The 17134-nt window shown below is 33.5% G+C and carries 19 protein-coding genes, 1 pseudogene and 1 riboswitch; of the genes and pseudogenes, 15 read left to right on the top strand and 5 right to left on the bottom strand.

The features are described 5' to 3' along the window. Positions 1 to 27 precede the first annotated feature (27 nt). Positions 28 to 1221: a macrolide family glycosyltransferase gene (locus tag C7Y47_RS04380; protein ID WP_142507651.1), complete on the bottom strand. Its 1194-nt coding sequence runs from the start codon at positions 1219 to 1221 to the stop codon at positions 28 to 30. A 352-nt stretch (positions 1222 to 1573) separates the two neighbouring features. On the opposite strand from C7Y47_RS04380, the gene C7Y47_RS04375 reads away from it, so the two are divergent. The 8 genes from C7Y47_RS04375 (at position 1574) to C7Y47_RS04340 (ending at position 7085) form a co-directional block, all read left to right on the top strand. Further along, complete coding sequence (locus C7Y47_RS04375) at positions 1574 to 2449, top strand: helix-turn-helix transcriptional regulator (RefSeq protein ID WP_142507650.1); 876 nt, start codon at positions 1574 to 1576, stop codon at positions 2447 to 2449. Between the two features lie 201 nt (positions 2450 to 2650). Continuing rightward, entirely contained in the window at positions 2651 to 3445 is a 795-nt protein-coding gene (locus C7Y47_RS04370; RefSeq protein ID WP_142507649.1) for a MerR family transcriptional regulator, read from the top strand. Between the two features lie 296 nt (positions 3446 to 3741). Then, complete coding sequence (locus C7Y47_RS04365; protein WP_185903390.1) at positions 3742 to 4344, top strand: NDxxF motif lipoprotein; 603 nt, start codon at positions 3742 to 3744, stop codon at positions 4342 to 4344. A 160-nt stretch (positions 4345 to 4504) separates the two neighbouring features. Next, positions 4505 to 5338, top strand: a complete 834-nt coding sequence (locus C7Y47_RS04360; protein WP_142507647.1) for a CPBP family intramembrane glutamic endopeptidase — start codon at positions 4505 to 4507, stop codon at positions 5336 to 5338. Positions 5339 to 5458: 120 nt separating this feature from the next. Then, positions 5459 to 5644, top strand: coding sequence for an FAD-dependent oxidoreductase (locus tag C7Y47_RS04355; RefSeq protein ID WP_142507646.1), 186 nt, complete (start codon positions 5459 to 5461; stop codon positions 5642 to 5644). Between the two features lie 140 nt (positions 5645 to 5784). Continuing rightward, positions 5785 to 6099, top strand: coding sequence for a thioredoxin family protein (locus C7Y47_RS04350; protein WP_142507645.1), 315 nt, complete (start codon positions 5785 to 5787; stop codon positions 6097 to 6099). A 293-nt stretch (positions 6100 to 6392) separates the two neighbouring features. Then, a complete protein-coding gene (locus C7Y47_RS04345; protein ID WP_142507644.1) occupies positions 6393 to 6602 on the top strand; it encodes a hypothetical protein in 210 nt (69 codons plus the stop codon). Positions 6603 to 6707: 105 nt separating this feature from the next. After that, positions 6708 to 7085: an SET domain-containing protein gene (locus tag C7Y47_RS04340; RefSeq protein WP_142507643.1), complete on the top strand. Its 378-nt coding sequence runs from the start codon at positions 6708 to 6710 to the stop codon at positions 7083 to 7085. A gap of 427 nt (positions 7086 to 7512) precedes the next feature. On the opposite strand, the pseudogene C7Y47_RS04335 reads toward C7Y47_RS04340, so the two are convergent. Further along, positions 7513 to 8069, bottom strand: a pseudogene (locus C7Y47_RS04335) (DDE-type integrase/transposase/recombinase); the annotation flags it as partial. Positions 8070 to 8300: 231 nt separating this feature from the next. Between C7Y47_RS04335 and C7Y47_RS04330 the strand changes: the two are divergent. The 4 genes from C7Y47_RS04330 to C7Y47_RS04315 all read left to right on the top strand — a co-directional run bounded on the left by C7Y47_RS04330 (position 8301) and on the right by C7Y47_RS04315 (position 11441). Beyond that, positions 8301 to 9185: an aminoglycoside phosphotransferase family protein gene (locus tag C7Y47_RS04330; RefSeq protein WP_142507641.1), complete on the top strand. Its 885-nt coding sequence runs from the start codon at positions 8301 to 8303 to the stop codon at positions 9183 to 9185. A gap of 151 nt (positions 9186 to 9336) precedes the next feature. Next, a riboswitch (purine riboswitch) is annotated at positions 9337 to 9435 on the top strand. A gap of 73 nt (positions 9436 to 9508) precedes the next feature. Continuing rightward, positions 9509 to 10078, top strand: a complete 570-nt coding sequence (locus tag C7Y47_RS04325; RefSeq protein WP_142507640.1) for a TIGR00730 family Rossman fold protein — start codon at positions 9509 to 9511, stop codon at positions 10076 to 10078. Positions 10079 to 10179: 101 nt separating this feature from the next. Beyond that, positions 10180 to 10740: a TIGR00730 family Rossman fold protein gene (locus tag C7Y47_RS04320; protein ID WP_142507639.1), complete on the top strand. Its 561-nt coding sequence runs from the start codon at positions 10180 to 10182 to the stop codon at positions 10738 to 10740. A 257-nt stretch (positions 10741 to 10997) separates the two neighbouring features. Beyond that, positions 10998 to 11441, top strand: a complete 444-nt coding sequence (locus C7Y47_RS04315) for a DUF3997 domain-containing protein (RefSeq protein WP_142507638.1) — start codon at positions 10998 to 11000, stop codon at positions 11439 to 11441. Positions 11442 to 11686: 245 nt separating this feature from the next. On the opposite strand, the gene C7Y47_RS04310 is transcribed toward C7Y47_RS04315, so the two are convergent. After that, positions 11687 to 12115, bottom strand: a complete 429-nt coding sequence (locus C7Y47_RS04310; RefSeq protein ID WP_142507637.1) for a HEAT repeat domain-containing protein — start codon at positions 12113 to 12115, stop codon at positions 11687 to 11689. A 437-nt stretch (positions 12116 to 12552) separates the two neighbouring features. Between C7Y47_RS04310 and C7Y47_RS25410 the strand changes: the two genes are divergently transcribed. After that, positions 12553 to 13155, top strand: coding sequence for a hypothetical protein (locus C7Y47_RS25410; RefSeq protein WP_255504998.1), 603 nt, complete (start codon positions 12553 to 12555; stop codon positions 13153 to 13155). 760 nt (positions 13156 to 13915) lie between these two features. Further along, positions 13916 to 14515 (top strand): hypothetical protein, encoded by a 600-nt coding sequence (locus tag C7Y47_RS04300; protein WP_436970094.1) that lies wholly within the window; start codon positions 13916 to 13918, stop codon positions 14513 to 14515. 374 nt (positions 14516 to 14889) lie between these two features. Here the strand turns inward: C7Y47_RS04300 and C7Y47_RS04295 are convergent, their stop codons facing one another. Beyond that, the gene (locus C7Y47_RS04295) at positions 14890 to 15186 is read right to left on the bottom strand and encodes a hypothetical protein (RefSeq protein ID WP_142507635.1); all 297 of its coding nucleotides are present in this window, start codon (positions 15184 to 15186) and stop codon (positions 14890 to 14892) included. A gap of 254 nt (positions 15187 to 15440) precedes the next feature. Between C7Y47_RS04295 and C7Y47_RS04290 the strand changes: the two genes are divergently transcribed. Continuing rightward, a complete protein-coding gene (locus C7Y47_RS04290; protein ID WP_142507634.1) occupies positions 15441 to 16292 on the top strand; it encodes a leucine-rich repeat domain-containing protein in 852 nt (283 codons plus the stop codon). A 155-nt stretch (positions 16293 to 16447) separates the two neighbouring features. Here C7Y47_RS04290 and C7Y47_RS04285 read toward each other — a convergent pair. Then, positions 16448 to 17134 (bottom strand): IS110 family transposase (locus tag C7Y47_RS04285; protein ID WP_142507633.1); only part of this gene is annotated, 687 nt, incomplete at its 5' end.

Raw genomic sequence — 17134 nt, 5'->3', positions numbered from 1 at the left:
TGATGGTAGCTAATAAATTTATATATCCTATTGACTTGTAAATTTGAAAATCTCATCGACAGCTTTGTGATACCCACCTGATTTTTGGAAGGAGTCTTTAATATTTGCAACAGCTATATGGAAGGAAGGGGTGTGAAGCACACGATCTGCAGCTTCATATAGTTGAGTTGCCGTCAAACTTCCCATTTGTAATTGAATACCTGCTCCGATAGTGGTTACCTGCTGAGCGATTAAAGGCTGATCCGCACTAAGTGGGATAACGATTAGCGGAACCCCGTTATAGAGCGCTTCATTCGTACTGTTCATGCCGCCGTGTGTGATAAATAATTTAGTGTATTTTAGCAATTGGGTTTGTGGAACATAAGGTTTTACAATGAAGTTGTCAGGAATTTCTCCCAATTCATCAAGTTTTGTTTGTCCTCCAATAGACATAACAACGGTATGCTCAGTTTTTCCAAATGCCTTAAAACAAAGTTTATAGAAATCAATAGCTTGATTTAAGACTGTACCGAGTGAAATGTAAATGGGGCTTTTACCTTCGATTGCAGTAAAGTCGAAATCTTCTTGTGTGGATCGTGAAGAAATGGATGGGCCTACAAATTTATAGGATTGATCAAATGCTTCTCCGTTAAGTTGAAATTCCCTCGTTGTATAAACGATTGTAAGTGGTGCGGGATTACAAAAAACTTCATAAGGTGAATGGATTTCAACGCCATATTTTTCTTTAATTTTTGCTGTTAGCTGTTGAAAATCATCGTTCACCTTTTTTAAAACTTCGGTTGGAATATTATTTGAAAGATGTTCTAATGTTTTATCAAATGATTGTTTAGTCTCGGCAAAAGATGTACATGAACTGATTGCTGGAAGCTTAAGGATTTTGGCAAGTAAATAGCCACAGCCAAACATAGAATCGTGGATGATGTAATCAAAATGTTCTCCTTTAATCTGTTCAAGAACGCTAGGTATGACGACATCTGCAGTAAGTAAAAGTCCATTGACCCTTTCAAGTAAATGATTTCTTCCACCTGAAATAAAAGCTTTGATAAATTTTTGACCATCAAATGTGCGCACAGTCGCTCCCGTCTTCTCAATACGCTCTCGAAAAGCGTCTATCGTAAAGAACACGACCTCTTCTCCACGCGAAATTAACTCCTGCACAACGCCAATAGTTGGATTGATATGTCCTTCTGATCCACCGTTAATAAATAAAACACGTGCCAATTCTATCACTCCTTCGGTAAAGATATTTTTAAGATTTGTTAGATAATGGATACTGTCACATATTATTGCTTAATTATGTTAAAGCAGAATAAGATCTTTTAGCAAGTTTAAGCATGTATCTTTTTTAGGTGGACAGCTTAGCGTGAAAGGCGAAATAGTAAAAGGAGTGAAATAGTCACTTGCTTTTATACCCGTATTCGAATTTTACACTTGGATTAAAGTGTAGTAAAAATTAATTTAATTGAAGATGTTTTGTTAAAGTATCTCTGGTTTTGAAAAATATCGCAAAAAAAGTCAAAAATTATTAATTTTTATTCGTTATGATTATAAGTGAAGAGGAGGTGAAATACCGTTGAAAAATGATTGGCTAATTCAAAAAACAATAAATTGGATTGAATCACATTTACATGAGCCAATTTCCGCCAATGATATTGATGCAGTAAGCGGATTTTCAAGATATCATTTTCACAGAGTTTTTCAAACCTCTGTTGGCATGTCTGTCACGGAATATATTCGAATGAGGCGACTTGCAAATGCTGCAAGTATACTTCTTCATACGAATGAAAGAATTATTGATATCGCGTTCTATTATCAATTTGAGTCACAAGAATCCTTTACACGAGCATTCAAAAAACTATATGGTTTGCCACCAGGGCAATACAGAAAAGTAATGAGAGCTATGAGAAAAAACAAGGAGGAATCAATAATGGAAGAGAAAATTAAAGGCTGGTTTATGAGTGGGAGTCATCCTTATAATTATGAAATAGGAATAGATCAGGAAACTGTACATCAAGGAAAAGCATCGGGATATTTAAAATCAAAAACGGTTCGGGATCCAGATGAATTTGCAACAATGATGCAACAATTTAAGGCAAATGAATTTAGAAATAAAAGAGTTAAACTTTCGGGGTTTATTAAAACTGAAAATGTTAAACAATTTGCGGGACTTTGGATGCGAGTAGATAATGCATTGGAGGATATCCTGCAATTTGATAATATGAGTGATAGACCAATCATTGGTACAAATAGTTGGAATCGATATTCTATAGTTCTGGATGTACCAGAAAATAGTGCAATAATATCGTTCGGTATTTTACTGACAGGAAAAGGGGAAGTTTGGCTGGATGGGCTTAGTTTTGAGGTAGTTGATAACGATATCCCTACAACCCACATTCATTTTGAAAACCATCTTTTAGAGGAACCGACAAATTTATCATTTGAAGAATAAAGTTTTTTAGAAACCTGGAGCTGTTTCGACGGCTCTTATTTTTGTCATTATTAGAAAAAGAATTACTTCAATAAAGCTGTAAATATGGACTAATAAACCTCCATTGCTTGTCAGAGTATCATCTGGCATCTCTAATTCTCGAATGGTATTATATGGTTATGTAATTCAATAAAGATTTTGCATCAAAGGTAGGAGAGGAAAATGTACACAATTGGGCAAGTAGCTAATTTTTTAGGTGTATCTAGAGATACCTTGAAATTTTATGAGGAAAAGGAATTAGTAAAGCCAAAGCAAAATATGGGGAATGGATATAGAATTTATAATCGTTTTGATATTTATGATATAACAACAGTCAATTTCTATAGAGAAATTGATATTGAAATTAAAAAAATTCAGGAATTAAGAAAAAGTAAGAGTATTGAGGGGATACAATTATTATTAGAAGAGAAAGAACAAGAGGTTTTACGGGAAATAGAATATCAAAAACTTCTATTAAAAAAGCTTCAAATAGTAAAAGAAGATTGTGAGAATATTAAACAATTTTTAGGACAATACATAGTTAAGGAAATGAAACCTTTAGAAATAAAGGGGGAAATAGAACATTATACTGCATATGATGAATATGACACTTTAAAAAAGAATACGGACAGTTTAAAAAAAGCAGTTACGCTCACATCTTTAAGAAGAGTCATCAACTTTAATGAAGAAGGTACTATAGATGATAAGTTTATCATTGTAAGAAAATTGGAAGACTCGGATGAAAAAATAGACGGTGAAATCCTATCCCATCCAAAATGTATTTATACAATAATTGAAGATGGAAGATGGTCAACTGGCGGAAAAAATATTGATCAACACGTGGAAGCGAGTTTAAGAAAAATAGCAGTAGAAAAAGGGTATGAACTTTTGGGACAAGTTTATATAAACCTATTACTGACCACTTATGAAGATGGACTTGAACGGGTATTTTTAGAGATTTATGTACCTATCAAGTGAAACTTATTATTTCCTTCGTTTTGCTGAAGAGGTATGCTTTGTTCAATTTTATTAAGGGAGAGCCCTTTATTTAGGGGTTCTTCCTTTTATTTGAATAAAATACTTGCGAAATCACAAGTCATAGTGTACTATTTAGCTAGTACACTATGACACGAAGTGTATAGCCTGTTTTAAACCAAATTATTTATTGTAAAATGGTTCGTTCATTGCAGACGAGGAAGTAGAGACGATTCGTGAATGAAGGTAAATTATAAGAAAGGGTGCAATTAATGACAAGATGGAAGAAGGAGATAGATATGAAAAGATTTACTTTATTTTTATTCATGGCGTTCACGATTGTATTGATGTGTGCTTGTTCACACGAAACAATGCCTAACGAAGAAAACCATAAAGAAAGTAAGGAAAAACCTGTTAACAATGTACTCGTTAAAATTCCTGACGATATTTTTGTTTCTAATAAAAAGAATGAAACGATTAGTGAAGATGAAATGAAAGCCAGTATAAAAAAGTATATGGATTATAGTCATGTGTTAGACAAAGAAATGCAGACAATTGTTTATAAATATGAGGATGCTTCTAAATCTGATCAAGAAAAATTACATACATTAGTAGCTGAAGGGGAAAAGAATGATGCGAATTTCAATGATTTTATTAGTAATAATAATATCCCTGATGATTATAAAGAACCTTCAAAGGCAATCTATGAATTTGTTTCATCGATCAGAAAAACTTTAATACAATTTGAAGATGAAATTGTTGGGATGGTCGAAAATGGTAACCTTACAGATATATCAGATTTTGCTTCAGAGCATTTTACTAAAGCAAACGGAAGGCAGCAATTAAAAATCGAAAAATTTCTGGACGAGAAAAATATTAAAACTTCATATTTCGATGAATAGAAAGAATATATGTAATTACCCTTCAAGTCTATGAAGGGTTTTTTTTCATTCGCCGAATTTTGAGGCGGTAAGAGTGTTGACCTGTGAGTAACCCCTAGGTTTAAGCTAAAGGTATTCTTAAAAATTTTTACGAAAACTTAGTTTGAAACGGGGAATATGCATGAATAGAGAAAAGAAACTTAAAAAACCAGTAGCAAGTTTTATTTTACTAACCAATATCATTTTTTTGCCATTTTTTTGTCTTGTAGGAGCCACAAGTGTGTTAGGATTTCCTAAATGGATTTTTGATGTAATGCTCTGTATATCAGCTTGGTCCTCAACCTTTGCTTTTGCCATATTGTTTAAAAAAATCTATCCTGGTCAAAGTTTTATGCAATTTGTTAAAGATAAATTCAACAATAAGCTTAAGTTTTCGGTAATTCTTTCTGCGATGTTGATTCAAACATTTATATTTTTGATGATTGTATTTCTCGTATCGAAAAACAGTGAAGTTGACTCTGTTTTTACTGTTTCTTCATGGGGAATGCTGATCTATTTCTTTTTTAAAAACCTACTTTCTGGACCGCTAGGTGAAGAACTAGGGTGGAGAGGATTCGCTCAAATGGAGCTTCAAAAGAAGCATTCGCCATTAAAAGCTTCGATTATCATTGGATTTTGGTGGGGGATGTGGCATCTTCCTATATGGTTTACTACAGGGTATATGGGCATGGATTTACTCAAATATATACTATTCTTTATGATTGCACTCATTTCCACTAAAATCGTCATGACAGCATTTTATAACTTAAATCAGAATTTAATCATTCCAATCATCATCCACCAATTATTTAATTTCTTTATTGGCTTAATAAATGGTAACTTACTGGAATTAATCATGTACAGCGCAATTCTTTATTCAGTAGTAGCGGTTTTACTCATCGTGATCAATCCAAAAAACGTATTGTATGGAAAAGAAGATACAAATATTGTTAATGGAAAGCATTACATGGTTTAGAGATAGAGAATTTAGTAATCGCCACAAATGATCATGAACTTTCTGCTTCGACATTGAAGATAGAACTGTCATTACTGAATCCATTCAGAATCTTCATGGTGAGGATGGTTATTAAACTTTGTGCGTCCGAAGCGATTTGCAGAGCAGCTTGGTTGTCATTTACATAAAAATGATAGCATTTTTGTTGATGAGGTAGGGCGTACATCACAGGAAAATGTTTATGCAGCGGGGGAGACAGCTAAATTAGGTCAGTCTTCATTAATAATTGCTGCTGCTGAAGGATATACAATTGCAGTTGTTTTTTAGTATAATTTTTAAAATTTTTGCTCAATTGTGGATATTAAAGGTTTTTAATGTGTGGTGAAAGGGAGAGAGTAGGGTCTAATAATAATTATAAGCATATTATAACTTCAAGATTTTTATTTTCACAAGGGAGGAATAAAATTATGTCGATTGTTCATGTAACAACAAAGAAAGAATTAAGAGAACAATTAAAAACTAAAAAAATTGTGTTATTAAATTTTTGGGCTGAGTGGTGTGGCCCTTGTAAAATGCTTGCAGGGGCTCTTAATCAACTCAGTGAAGAATTCAGTGGTAAGATAAAAATTATAAAGGTGAATGTAGAAAAAAGCCCAGATATTGCAGCAGAATATAAGGTAATGGGAATTCCTCATTCTCGTTTGATTATTCACAATAAATCATATGAACCCATCATTGGTTATGTGCCTTTTGAACAACTAAAGCAGATGATTGGTATTTGATGTATGGAATTTTGATTGGAGTATCGGCATAATAGATTTTTCTAGAGTTTATCCGAATTTCGGGATGGTGGAACTTATAACAAAGAAAGGCTGCCAATAAAAACGTTTTGGGATTAGAAACCGATGACGTATCAATATTTGTAGTGAGATGTTAGATGAAGGTATCTTGAATCTGTTTAATTATTTACCAGTTCATGTTATAATGAATAGCTTAAGGTAATCAAAAAGTTCCTTATAACAGAACGGATGCTTAGAAAGCCTCCGCATGAGATAAAATATAGAGGTGTAAGAGATTGAATAAAAAATGGACGATTGATAAAATTAAAGAATTTGTTGAGAATAATTCGGAAAGTAAGTTACTAACGACTGAATATCACGGTTTCTCTCAAAAATTACTATTAAAATGTGCATGTGGTAGCAACTTTGAAAAAACATTTACAAAATTTAAAAATAAAAATCAACGTAAATGTGATGTTTGCCAACCACCAAAAGAGTCACGCTAATTGTATAAATGATACGACATATTAGCTATACGCATTACTACAGATAAAAAAGAGCCCAATGTTACAGCTAAAAAGAATATATTAAAAGTGAGTAGGAGAACAACCATGATAGAAATAAAAACATCTCCGTTAAGTGATGGAGAATTCAATAGAGGGGTATTTGCAACATGTGATATCAAAAAAGGAGAGCTTTTACACGAAGCACCTGTTATTTCTTATCCAAACGAACAGCATCAATACATTGAGCAAACTTTACTCGCTGATTATGCTTTTGAATATGGAATCGGTCAAACAGCTATCCTTCTTGGTTATGGAATGTTGTTTAACCATTCTTATGAACCTAATGCAACTTATGAGATTAATTTTAAAAATCGCACATTTGACTTCTTTGCTTACACAGATATAAAAGCTGGAGATGAAATTCTTATCAATTATAATGGCGATGTTGATGATAAAGAGCTACTATGGTTTGATCAAGAATAAAAAGGATTTAAAATAAATCAGGGCGTTAATCCAACAAGGATTGACGCTCTTTTTGTTGAGGTTATTGAATCTATTAACCCATCATATATTTGCTGTTACAGGACATTGTGATCCAAAGGGTGTGCGTGCATTATTGTCCATGGGGTGTTGGAAATTCTATGGGGAAAAAGAGTTCTTAAAAATTTAGTATAATGAGAGAGTAACTAGATAGAGGTTTTATGGGCGATTGGCCCTGTTTTCTTCGAGTCCTTGAAGAGAAAGGAGTTGATGCCAATGTTATCTTAAGTGAAAAGTGTTTAACACGTATGAGGATCTTTGAGACATAATCTAGTAGGAAGAAAATGGCAAATGAGAGTAGGATTTATATCTACCTTTCACCATTTTTATTTTGGAAATTGTGGTATGTCAACACTAAACTGGACAAAAATTATAAGGGCTGTTGCTTGAATTCCACTGGTGTTAAATAGCCTAGTGTTCCGTGAATTCTAATGCAAGTTCAAGGACGAGCTGTTCAAGAGAAGAGAAATGAGCTCCGTTAGCGAATTCTGTTTTAAATACCTTAAACATCGCTTCAGCCACAGCGTTGTCATAAGGGCATCCTTTCACGCTTAGTGACCGTTGGATACCGAATGTTTCAAGACTCTCTGAAATTAGCTTGTTATCAAACTCTTTTCCACGGTCAGTATGAAACATTTTGACATCATTCAAATTGTCATGTATGCTCGCAATCGCTTGATACATAAGCTCTGCGGTTTTATTCGCTCCAGCACTATGACCAATAATTTCACGATTAAAAAGGTCGACAAATAAGCATACATAGTGCCACTTTTTTCCGACACGAACGTATGTTAAATTGCTGACGATGACAGCCAATGGCTCTTCTTGCTCAAACTGACGGTGTAATTCATTTTTTACTGACGCTTCATTACATGTTGATTTATGCGGCTTATACTGTGCTACTGTATAGTTTGATACGAGTCCAAGAATAGAAAAGGGAAATACCCCTGCTTTATATCTGGATAAAGACATCATAAAATTTGCTTCAAGTATTGAAGCTGAATTTGATGTAGATTTGTACGCTAATCCTTATGATGATTTTGTTGAATAAGAGTATTAACTTTATTGAACTAACGGTGCAGGATAGTGGAATAAGAAGTCCTTGTAGTAGTAAGTAAATGGTACAATAAATGTAATTAATTTAAAGGGAGAAATTAAATGATAAAAATCGACGTAGATTTAGTATCAAAGTTAATAAATAGCCAATTTCCAGAGTGGTCTAATTTGGAAATTAAGCCTGTAAAAAAAAGTGGAAATGATAATAAAACCTTTCACTTAGGCAATAGTATGAGCGTTAGATTACCAAGTGATGAAGTTTATGTACCCCAAGTTGAAAAAGAGCAGAAATGGTTACCCATTTTAGCCAAGCATCTTTCTACACCAATATCTGAACCATTAGCTAAAGGAGAACCAAGTGGGGATTACCCACATCCTTGGTCAGTCAACAAATGGCTTGATGGAGAGATAGTAACTATCGAAAATATAGATGATCCAAATCAATTTGCGAATGAATTGGGGGGATTTTTAGTTGAATTACAATCTATTGCTGCCAGTGGAGGTCCCTTAGCTGGGGAACATAATTTTTATAGAGGCGGTGATATTGTTGTATACGATGATGAGTGTAGAGATGCCATTAATAATAATGTAACTACTTTTAATAAATATATATTGGAAAAAATTTGGGAATTAGCATTGACTTCAAAGTGGGCTGGTGAACCAGTTTGGGTCCACGGTGACATAGCCCCAGGAAATATATTAATTAAAAATGGTAAATTACGTGCGGTTATTGATTTTGGGATATTGGGAGTAGGAGACCCTTCTTGCGATGCTGCAATGGCTTGGACATTTTTTGATGATAAAAGCAGAAAGACATTTAAGAATGCATTGAATTTTGATGAAGAAACTTGGAACAGAGCAAGAGGTTGGGCTTTATGGAAGGCTTTAATAACCTACGACTATAATAAACAATCTAACAAAGCAGTCGCGGATGAACAATGTAATATTATAAACGTAATCATTAATGATTACGAAACTGAAAGATAAGGCAAAAAAATTTTTTTATTGCACTAACGGTGCTTTACTTGAAGATCATTGAGTTGCATATGCAGTATGCTTTTACAATAATTAAAGGATTTTCCGGTGTTGGACACTATATTGACAACTTAAACTATTTTTTGTTATGTTTTAAAAAGCAACTATGAATTTAATGAAGTTTCGTATAACTCCAATGATATGGTTTGGAGGTTTCTACCAGGAACCGTAATTCCTGATTACGAAGAAAGTACAAATCTTGTACTCCTTCGTAATCAGGAATTTTTTATTTCTGTATTTAATTTAAAATTGAAATCGAGACAGGGGGTCCAATAATGAAAATAAAAAATATAACCGTATTTTGTGGTTCAAGTGAGGGGAAAAATGCCTTTTATTTAGAAGCAGCTAAAGAACTGGGAAGAGATTTAGCTTCACAAGACAGAACATTAATTTACGGAGGCGCTCAAGTAGGTTGTATGGGGGCTATAGCTAATTCAACTTTGGAAAATGGAGGGGATGTAATAGGAGTTATTCCTCAAAAATTAAAAGATATTGAAATTGCACACGAAGGACTTACAGAACTACATGTCGTAGCTACTATGCACGAAAGAAAAGCAAAAATGGCATCTCTATCGGATGGTTTCATTGCTCTTCCTGGAGGTGCAGGAACTTTAGAAGAGTGGTTTGAAGTTTTTACTTGGGCACAACTAAGTTATCATCAAAAACCATGCGGATTATTAAATGTTCATGGATTTTATGATCCGCTATTGTCTATGATAGATCATACAATTCAAGAAGGGTTTATGAAAGAAACATACAGGGATTTGATAATTGTAGATACCGACCCAAAGAAGCTGTTAGAAAAAATGGACGCTTATAAGTACTCTTATCAGGTGAAATGGTAATAAGCCAATTATAAATAGGGTTATCTTATTTTTATTTAGCCTTCTTTAATGAAAATCACTCTTTATACTTCTATAATAATAACATAGAGGAGGAATGAAATTTGAATATTTCAGTTTATTGTGGTGCAAGTCTAGGTAACAAGGATTTATACGAAGAGGCAGCTAGATCACTTGGAAAATGGATTGCCGAAAATGGTCATACTCTAGTATATGGCGGAGGAAAAGCAGGTCTAATGGGTGTGATTGCAGATGAAGTTTTATTACATAACGGTAAAGTAATCGGCATTATTCCAACATTTTTAATGGACCGAGAGCTAAGTCATCCTAATTTAACTCGTTTAGAAGTTGTTCATTCCATGTCTGAACGTAAAAATAAGATGATTGAATTAGGGAACTGCTATATTGCACTACCTGGGGGACCTGGAACTCTAGAAGAAATCTCCGAGGTAATTTCATGGGCAAGAATTGGACAACACCAAAATCCATGTATTTTATTCAATGTAGGTGGCTACTATGATAAATTAAAAGATTTTTATGATGATATGGTAACAAACGGTTTTTTAACTGAAGCAGATAAAAAAGCAATGAAGTTTTCCAACTCATTCATCGAAATCGAACAATATATTGCAAATTATACACCACCAATGGTACGGACATATTAATTTAGAGATAGTGCAGTCTCATAAGTCGCTTTTTGACTAAAATCATATGAAATGGAAAAGGCAGAAACGCTGTAAAATCAACGTTTTTGCCTTTCGCTGTTTATTCATTTTTGCTTAAAAATTCTATTTTTGGACAGCCCCTTTTCTAAAATATTATTGCTTCTCAACTAACGGGGCAGTTTAGTTGAATAAGGAGTATAGTTAGAGGTGGAAAAGAAACCCATTGTCTAATATGTCGTTACATATTTGAGAGGGGTGTGATTCTGATAAAAAAAGTAATGCTAATATTGCTATGTTTATTTTTAACTGGCTGTGCTGGGATGGCTGATTATACAATCGATTTAGAAAATGGATATCGAATTGACCGACTATCAGCTCACCAGATCGCAATCTATGGTGATAAGCCTGTACAATCTGATGATGAAACAATTGTAAATTATTTGTATGTTCCAGCTAAAGTGACAGATGTTTGGTGGAACAAAGATTATATAGTTACTAAACAAATAGTATTAGTGGTTGATGAAAACGGTTATGAAAAGCCACCTGAAAAGCTTTCTAATAAAGAAATTTCATATTGGATTATTGATGTAAATAATCATCAAGTTTTTGGTCCATTTGATGAAAAAAAGTTAGAAGCTGAAACAGATAATTTGGGATTAACAGAAAAAATATCCCTAACATCAATTGAAAAATTGAAGTAGATTAATCTTTCGAAGGCGTCGGTCTTAGAATTTTAACCCTTTTTGTTGAACTTATTATGCTAACGGAGCAGGTTAATTTAATTAAGGTGTTTGTTTTATCATTAAACAATAAAGATAGATGAACAAAGAAAAGAAGTAATACAATTTAATATTAGTTTCGATGATCCACAGCGTAAGATAAGAAAAAGCCATTCCCTCCACAAGCGGAGAGAATGACTTTCCTTCATAAATCGCAAAACTACTGATTATAGTTTTGCCCAACGTTCCTCTAACCAGTTCATAAATTGTACACCTTTGTCGCCTTCATACGCATCAAAGACATCTAAACGCATACGTTTTAGTTTATCCGCAAAGTCTGCCACTGTATGGTCCTTCGGCAAGCTCTTTTTCACCCGCAGGAAAATTTTGTCTGTGCCTTTGATAATATCAAAACGTGCAGGTGATGGCTTCTCTACGTCCTCACCAAACGCCACGAGTGCTTCATAGGCTGCTAATTGCACCTTGTTGACAGTATCATGCTGCATACGATTTTTTAATAAATCTATGATTTTGTCATGTTGATAAGCCGATAACATTTCGACTGCGTGTAAACGCTCTCGCCAGCTAGACGTATAATTGGCCTGTTTTTTTAATGTTTCATACTGCTCAGGTAATGCTGTTTCAAACTGTTTCAAGTAATTGCACCTCTTTTTTTGACTAGAGGAAAAATGAATTCTTCTTCCACTTCTTTTATTATACTTTGTCTGGGTGAAAATAGCGATGAATCGCTGGTAAGGAATATATATAGAAAATGGAAACTAACTACATTAAGGTGAACCGTATCATAAGTATGTACTATTCTTTACTAGATTTGCTTTTCTTAATAAACTAACTGGGTGCTGCTTTACTTGAAGATCGCAGCTCTTTTTTATACTAACAGTGCAGGTTAGTTTAAGAGTGTTGTTTAACTCGTGTTCAATAATCGGGCCAGATTGTGGAATAATATCATTTTATTCAATGTTACAAAACGACCATTCTGGGAAGTTAAGTGGGATGGCACTGTCAATATTGGACTTATGAATGATTTATTATGTGTTTTCTTTATGTGAAAATTGGATGAGGGGGGATTTAAGTGATTAACGAACTTTTAATTGATGAAATAAAAGTAGCTCAAAAATATACGAATTTTGTAATATTAATGCCTTCATTACCTGAATCATATATCCTTAAAAATATTACGTTAAAAAAAGAAACAAATAAGCAACGTTCTTCAATTCGTTTTGAAATACATAGTAAAGGAAAAGCCCTTCGCATTAAACAATTTTTTTATGATTGGGCGATACCTGTAATTACAGCAGATACGAATTTAATACATCAAGGGAAGTCTTTTGAAATAGAAGGTGTAGTCGGTTTTATTGGTATCGATTACAAAGGTAATCAAGCGGCTTGTTTTTGTAGATGGTTCACTAATATTGAACTCTCTGTAATAGAGGGGACTTTTGATGAAAAAGAAATTTTAATGGTATTAGAAAGTTTAAAAGCAGTTGATAACGATTCAATTCGCATAATAGGTGAACAGTCTTTTACTACCTGTAGTTACACCGCTCGTTATAACAAATCCAAATGGGATACCGATGACGAAGTTTCTCGTGTAGCTTGGTACGAGGCTAACAAGAAAATACGAATTGAAGAAAGCCTAGGAATTAAGACTCCTAAAAGACTCAATAGGTTATAAAGAATATGAATCTGGTTCAGAGTATCATTTTTTATATCGTTCTCAAGAAGACTTTACAAACGGATTTTGGCTATGGATTGCCCCTAGAGAATTATCAGATTCGCTTCCTCAGTTTACAGGTCATAAAATTGGAACTAGGCAGAGTTGGAATATCAAAAAAGTAAGTGGATCGATTTTATACATCCCAGTTAATGAAATTATTTTGTGTCGACAAAATACCAAATATAAAAGCTGGATGGTACATTGGGAGAAAGATAACTATATTTATCACTTTTATTCTAGAGCTAGTATAAAAAATAGTATTCGGGAGTTCCAATTATTTTTTTCGAAATTGTATTCTCAGTAAAGAAAATTTTCTTAAAATAAATAACGTACCCATTCCGCTACTGAATAAAAACCTGTATATTAGACGCTTTAAACTTGCATTCTTTAATCGTTCCTATTCTTCAATTACAGGGGCTTTAGTTGAATAAGCTTCACTTTTCTTGTTCAACTCCCATGAAAGAACTTAAACATCTTTCATTTTCTGTGGTGAAGAGATTATTTTCGCGCTTCATGGATGGCTAACGGGTGAACATTGAGCTGTTTTAGACAGTTCTTTTTTCTTATTGTACTAACGGGGCGGTTAGTTGAAGAAGTAATTGGAAATCGTCGTCGAATTAATAATGATAAATTCGAAAGTTAAATGAAGGGAATTAAATTTATGAAAAAGCTAAATTGGCAAAGAGAACACCTTTGGGGAGGATGCATTTTGGCTTCAATGGCTCACGCTATTATGGTCGCTCACTATCCCGAATTGTCAAATGAACATTCCTGGGATGACATTAATTACAACGTTCAGGATAGTTCAGGTGCTCGTGGGACAATAACCTTCAATCCCAACTACGTTGTAGGTGCCTTCCGAAACGAATTTAGTGAACGAGAGTATATAGATGCTTTGGATTATTTTAACGGTGCTCCCAAGGAAGTAAATCAGTTAGCTGTTAACGAAACCCTTCAATATTTGTTAGATGAAATTGATGGAGATACAGTCCCAGTCATTACTACTGCCTTTTGGGAAGGCGATGTTGGGACATATTCAAACGATAGTTTTGAGGACTTTATTGAAAACGGAGGTTTTCTTATCGAAAGTCAAACTAAAGATATTGAAACAGCAATAAATGAATGGAAAGAATACTACGATATGTCCGATTCTCAAATAAATTTGCTTTACTCCATCTTTGAGAGAAAAATAAGTAACCCTTCTGGTGAAATTATATTGATGGATAGTGAAATAAAAATGATTCAATCAGACGATGAGGAAGGTCTTAACGAAAGCAGAATATCATTTGCAGAACTTGGAATCAAGTGGGAGATGTAGCACAGCCGTTATTGAACTAACGGTGCAGTTTAGTTCAATAAGAAATTTGATAAATTCCATTGTTTTTATGTCGCATTAGTGAAAAATTGAAGAATCCGAAATAGTGATTATTTAGCTACAGACAAAGATGCAATACAATCTAAGTGATAAGTCAATTTCTATCTAGAGAATTACTTCGATTTCATAAAAAAAGCAGTATTTGTATATGTATAAATGCAGCTATAAGTATGACGAATAGAATAAAACTGTTCAACATTTGGAATTAGAGAAAATTGAAATTGAAGGATAATAGACAATTAGAACATACGGCGCAACACAGATAACAAAAAACTTAGCAGAATAATTAATGAATTTCAGATTAAATGAGCCAATATCTAAGCACATCTCTTAGATATTGGCTCTGCAGTAGTGCACTTGCTATATCGGTTCCAAATAAATGTTGTAACAATATACGGCAAAAGTATGGCAATGACAAAAATGAATAAATTCCCAGATAATCCCATTACTTTCAATTTTCCTTTAGAATACAACAAAGCTAAGATAACCCCTATTATAGGTCCTGTAATTAATACGCTTCGCCATACTATACCTGGAACAAGATCAATATTAAAAATGGTTAGTCCATAAAAAAGTAAGTTAAAGATAAAAACATAAATTGATAAATGTTTCATAGCTAGGCTCCTTTTTGATTTCAGACTATTTATAATATACGTACAATAATGTCGTTAAGTTTCGATCTTGAACTTTTTATTTTCTTATTGTTAATACGAACTGTTAGGAATTTGAGATGTATTCCGAAAAAATGTGCAATAGAAGAAAAGGTTCTTCTTCAACTAAAGGGGCAGGTTAGTTTAGCAAAGATATAAAAATTGTATAAAGACCATTGAATTATGTTAAGATTGTATTTTTAAAAGGAGGCAGACAAATGAAACTAAACTTTCCCCATATGAAATTAGACTCTTTACCTAATTTAGATGTACCCATAAAAGAAATAACAAATTTAAACCTTTTTGATAATAAGTTAACAACGATTCCTTCAGAAATTTATAAAATGAACAGATTAAAAGTTTTGAATATATCAGTTAATAAGATTAGTAAAATGCCTGCTGAGATAGAGAATTTAACAGAACTTAGAATGCTGGATGCAGGGCATAATGAAATTGATGTTCTTCCTCCTGAAATTGGCTCCCTTAATAATATGGAGGATTATTTATATCTTCATAATAATAAATTACAATCCATTCCACCTGAAATCTCTAAGCTGGTCAAAGTGAAATATTTAAATCTAAGTGATAATCAATTAATAAAATTACCTGAAGAACTTGGACATTTGACCAATATTATAGAACTCCGTGTAATGAATAATCAATTAAAAGAGTTGCCGTACAGTATTAGTGGATTAAGTAACTTGAAGGAATTGCATTTAAAAAATAATCAAATCACAACTCTTCCAGTAAATTTAGGGGAATTGTCATTATTACGTATTTTAGATATGGAAGACAATCAATTAAAAGATATTCCTCAATCGCTACATAAATGTTTAAGGTTGAGAAGATTAAATTTGAGACATAATCAATTAACCACATTGCCTGAAGAGATTGGACAATTGAAGAATTTATTAGAAATTGATCTAAGAAGTAATCTTCTAACGGACTTACCAAAATCATTGCTGGAAATTGAGGGGTTAGAGCGTCTTGATCTTAGATGGAACCACCAATTAAACATACCAAAGTGGATAAGTGAATTGGAGGAAAAAGGGTGTATTGTTTATTTGTAATTGTGATTAAATGCACTTAAACTAAACCAGCTAATAGAATGTCAAGAAAAACATTGATAATCAAAAAACACTTCATGTTATACTAAAAATGCGCAAGACAAATAACCCTCCTCATTCAGTGTGGAAGGTTTTTGTTTTATTTGAAAATGCTGTTATTAAATAGTTTCTTGGAATGGTGCTTTCGTTTTTAAAATCGCATAAATCCAGTGTAAAAGCTTATTAGCACAAGCAATAATGGCTACTTTATACGGCTTTCCTTCCTCACGTTTTAAATCGTAGAAGGCTCGTAATCGTTTGTTTCGGGCAATAGTTTCATCTGTTGTTTTCTTTTTACGGCTATCTCGAATGGAACAGCGAACGGCTGTATAAAGCATATGGCGAAGCCTAGCTGAGCCGCGTTTGGTAATGTGATTTTTCGTGCCTTTAAAGCTACCTGATTCAAACACACTGGGATCTAGTCCAGCAAAGGCTACTAACTTTTTTGGATGATTAAACCGCTCAATTTCCCCAATTTCTGAAAGTATCGTGGCCGCGATTTTTTCACCTACACCGGGAAGTGATTGGATTAATTCATATTCTTCGAGTTGTGCCGCCAATTGATCAATCTCACGCTCTAACGTAGAAAGTTGTTGGCGGTAAGCTTGAAGTAAATCAATATACATATTCAGACTGACGAGAAGGCTTTGATAAAGCGTTGACTGAAATGGGTTGCGTTCTGCAGCTACTATTAATACTTCAGCTCTTTCATGCGCCCAATTAAATGAACGTGCTTTACAATGCTTATCAATAAATTGTGCAATCTCTTCTACACCTGCGTCTAGTACTAATTCAGATGTAGGGTA

Origin of the sequence: Lysinibacillus sphaericus (genome assembly GCF_006864135.1) — a bacterium.
Lineage (GTDB): Bacteria > Bacillota > Bacilli > Bacillales_A > Planococcaceae > Lysinibacillus.
This window is presented reverse-complemented; position numbering and strand designations above follow the sequence as displayed.

Bases quoted from the DNA above. Each gene is read 5' to 3' on its own strand.
- C7Y47_RS04360 (WP_142507647.1), top strand. From the start codon at position 4,505: ATGAATAGAGAAAAGAAACTTAAAAAACCAGTAGCAAGTTTTATTTTA.
- C7Y47_RS04370 (WP_142507649.1), top strand. From the start codon at position 2,651: ATGTACACAATTGGGCAAGTAGCTAATTTTTTAGGTGTATCTAGAGAT.
- C7Y47_RS04300 (WP_436970094.1), top strand. From the start codon at position 13,916: ATGGCTCACGCTATTATGGTCGCTCACTATCCCGAATTGTCAAATGAA.
- C7Y47_RS04365 (WP_185903390.1), top strand. From the start codon at position 3,742: ATGAAAAGATTTACTTTATTTTTATTCATGGCGTTCACGATTGTATTG.
- C7Y47_RS04290 (WP_142507634.1), top strand. From the start codon at position 15,441: ATGAAACTAAACTTTCCCCATATGAAATTAGACTCTTTACCTAATTTA.
- C7Y47_RS04325 (WP_142507640.1), top strand. From the start codon at position 9,509: ATGAAAATAAAAAATATAACCGTATTTTGTGGTTCAAGTGAGGGGAAA.
- C7Y47_RS04340 (WP_142507643.1), top strand. From the start codon at position 6,708: ATGATAGAAATAAAAACATCTCCGTTAAGTGATGGAGAATTCAATAGA.
- C7Y47_RS04350 (WP_142507645.1), top strand. From the start codon at position 5,785: ATGTCGATTGTTCATGTAACAACAAAGAAAGAATTAAGAGAACAATTA.
- C7Y47_RS04330 (WP_142507641.1), top strand. From the start codon at position 8,301: ATGATAAAAATCGACGTAGATTTAGTATCAAAGTTAATAAATAGCCAA.
- C7Y47_RS04295 (WP_142507635.1), bottom strand. From the start codon at position 15,186: ATGAAACATTTATCAATTTATGTTTTTATCTTTAACTTACTTTTTTAT.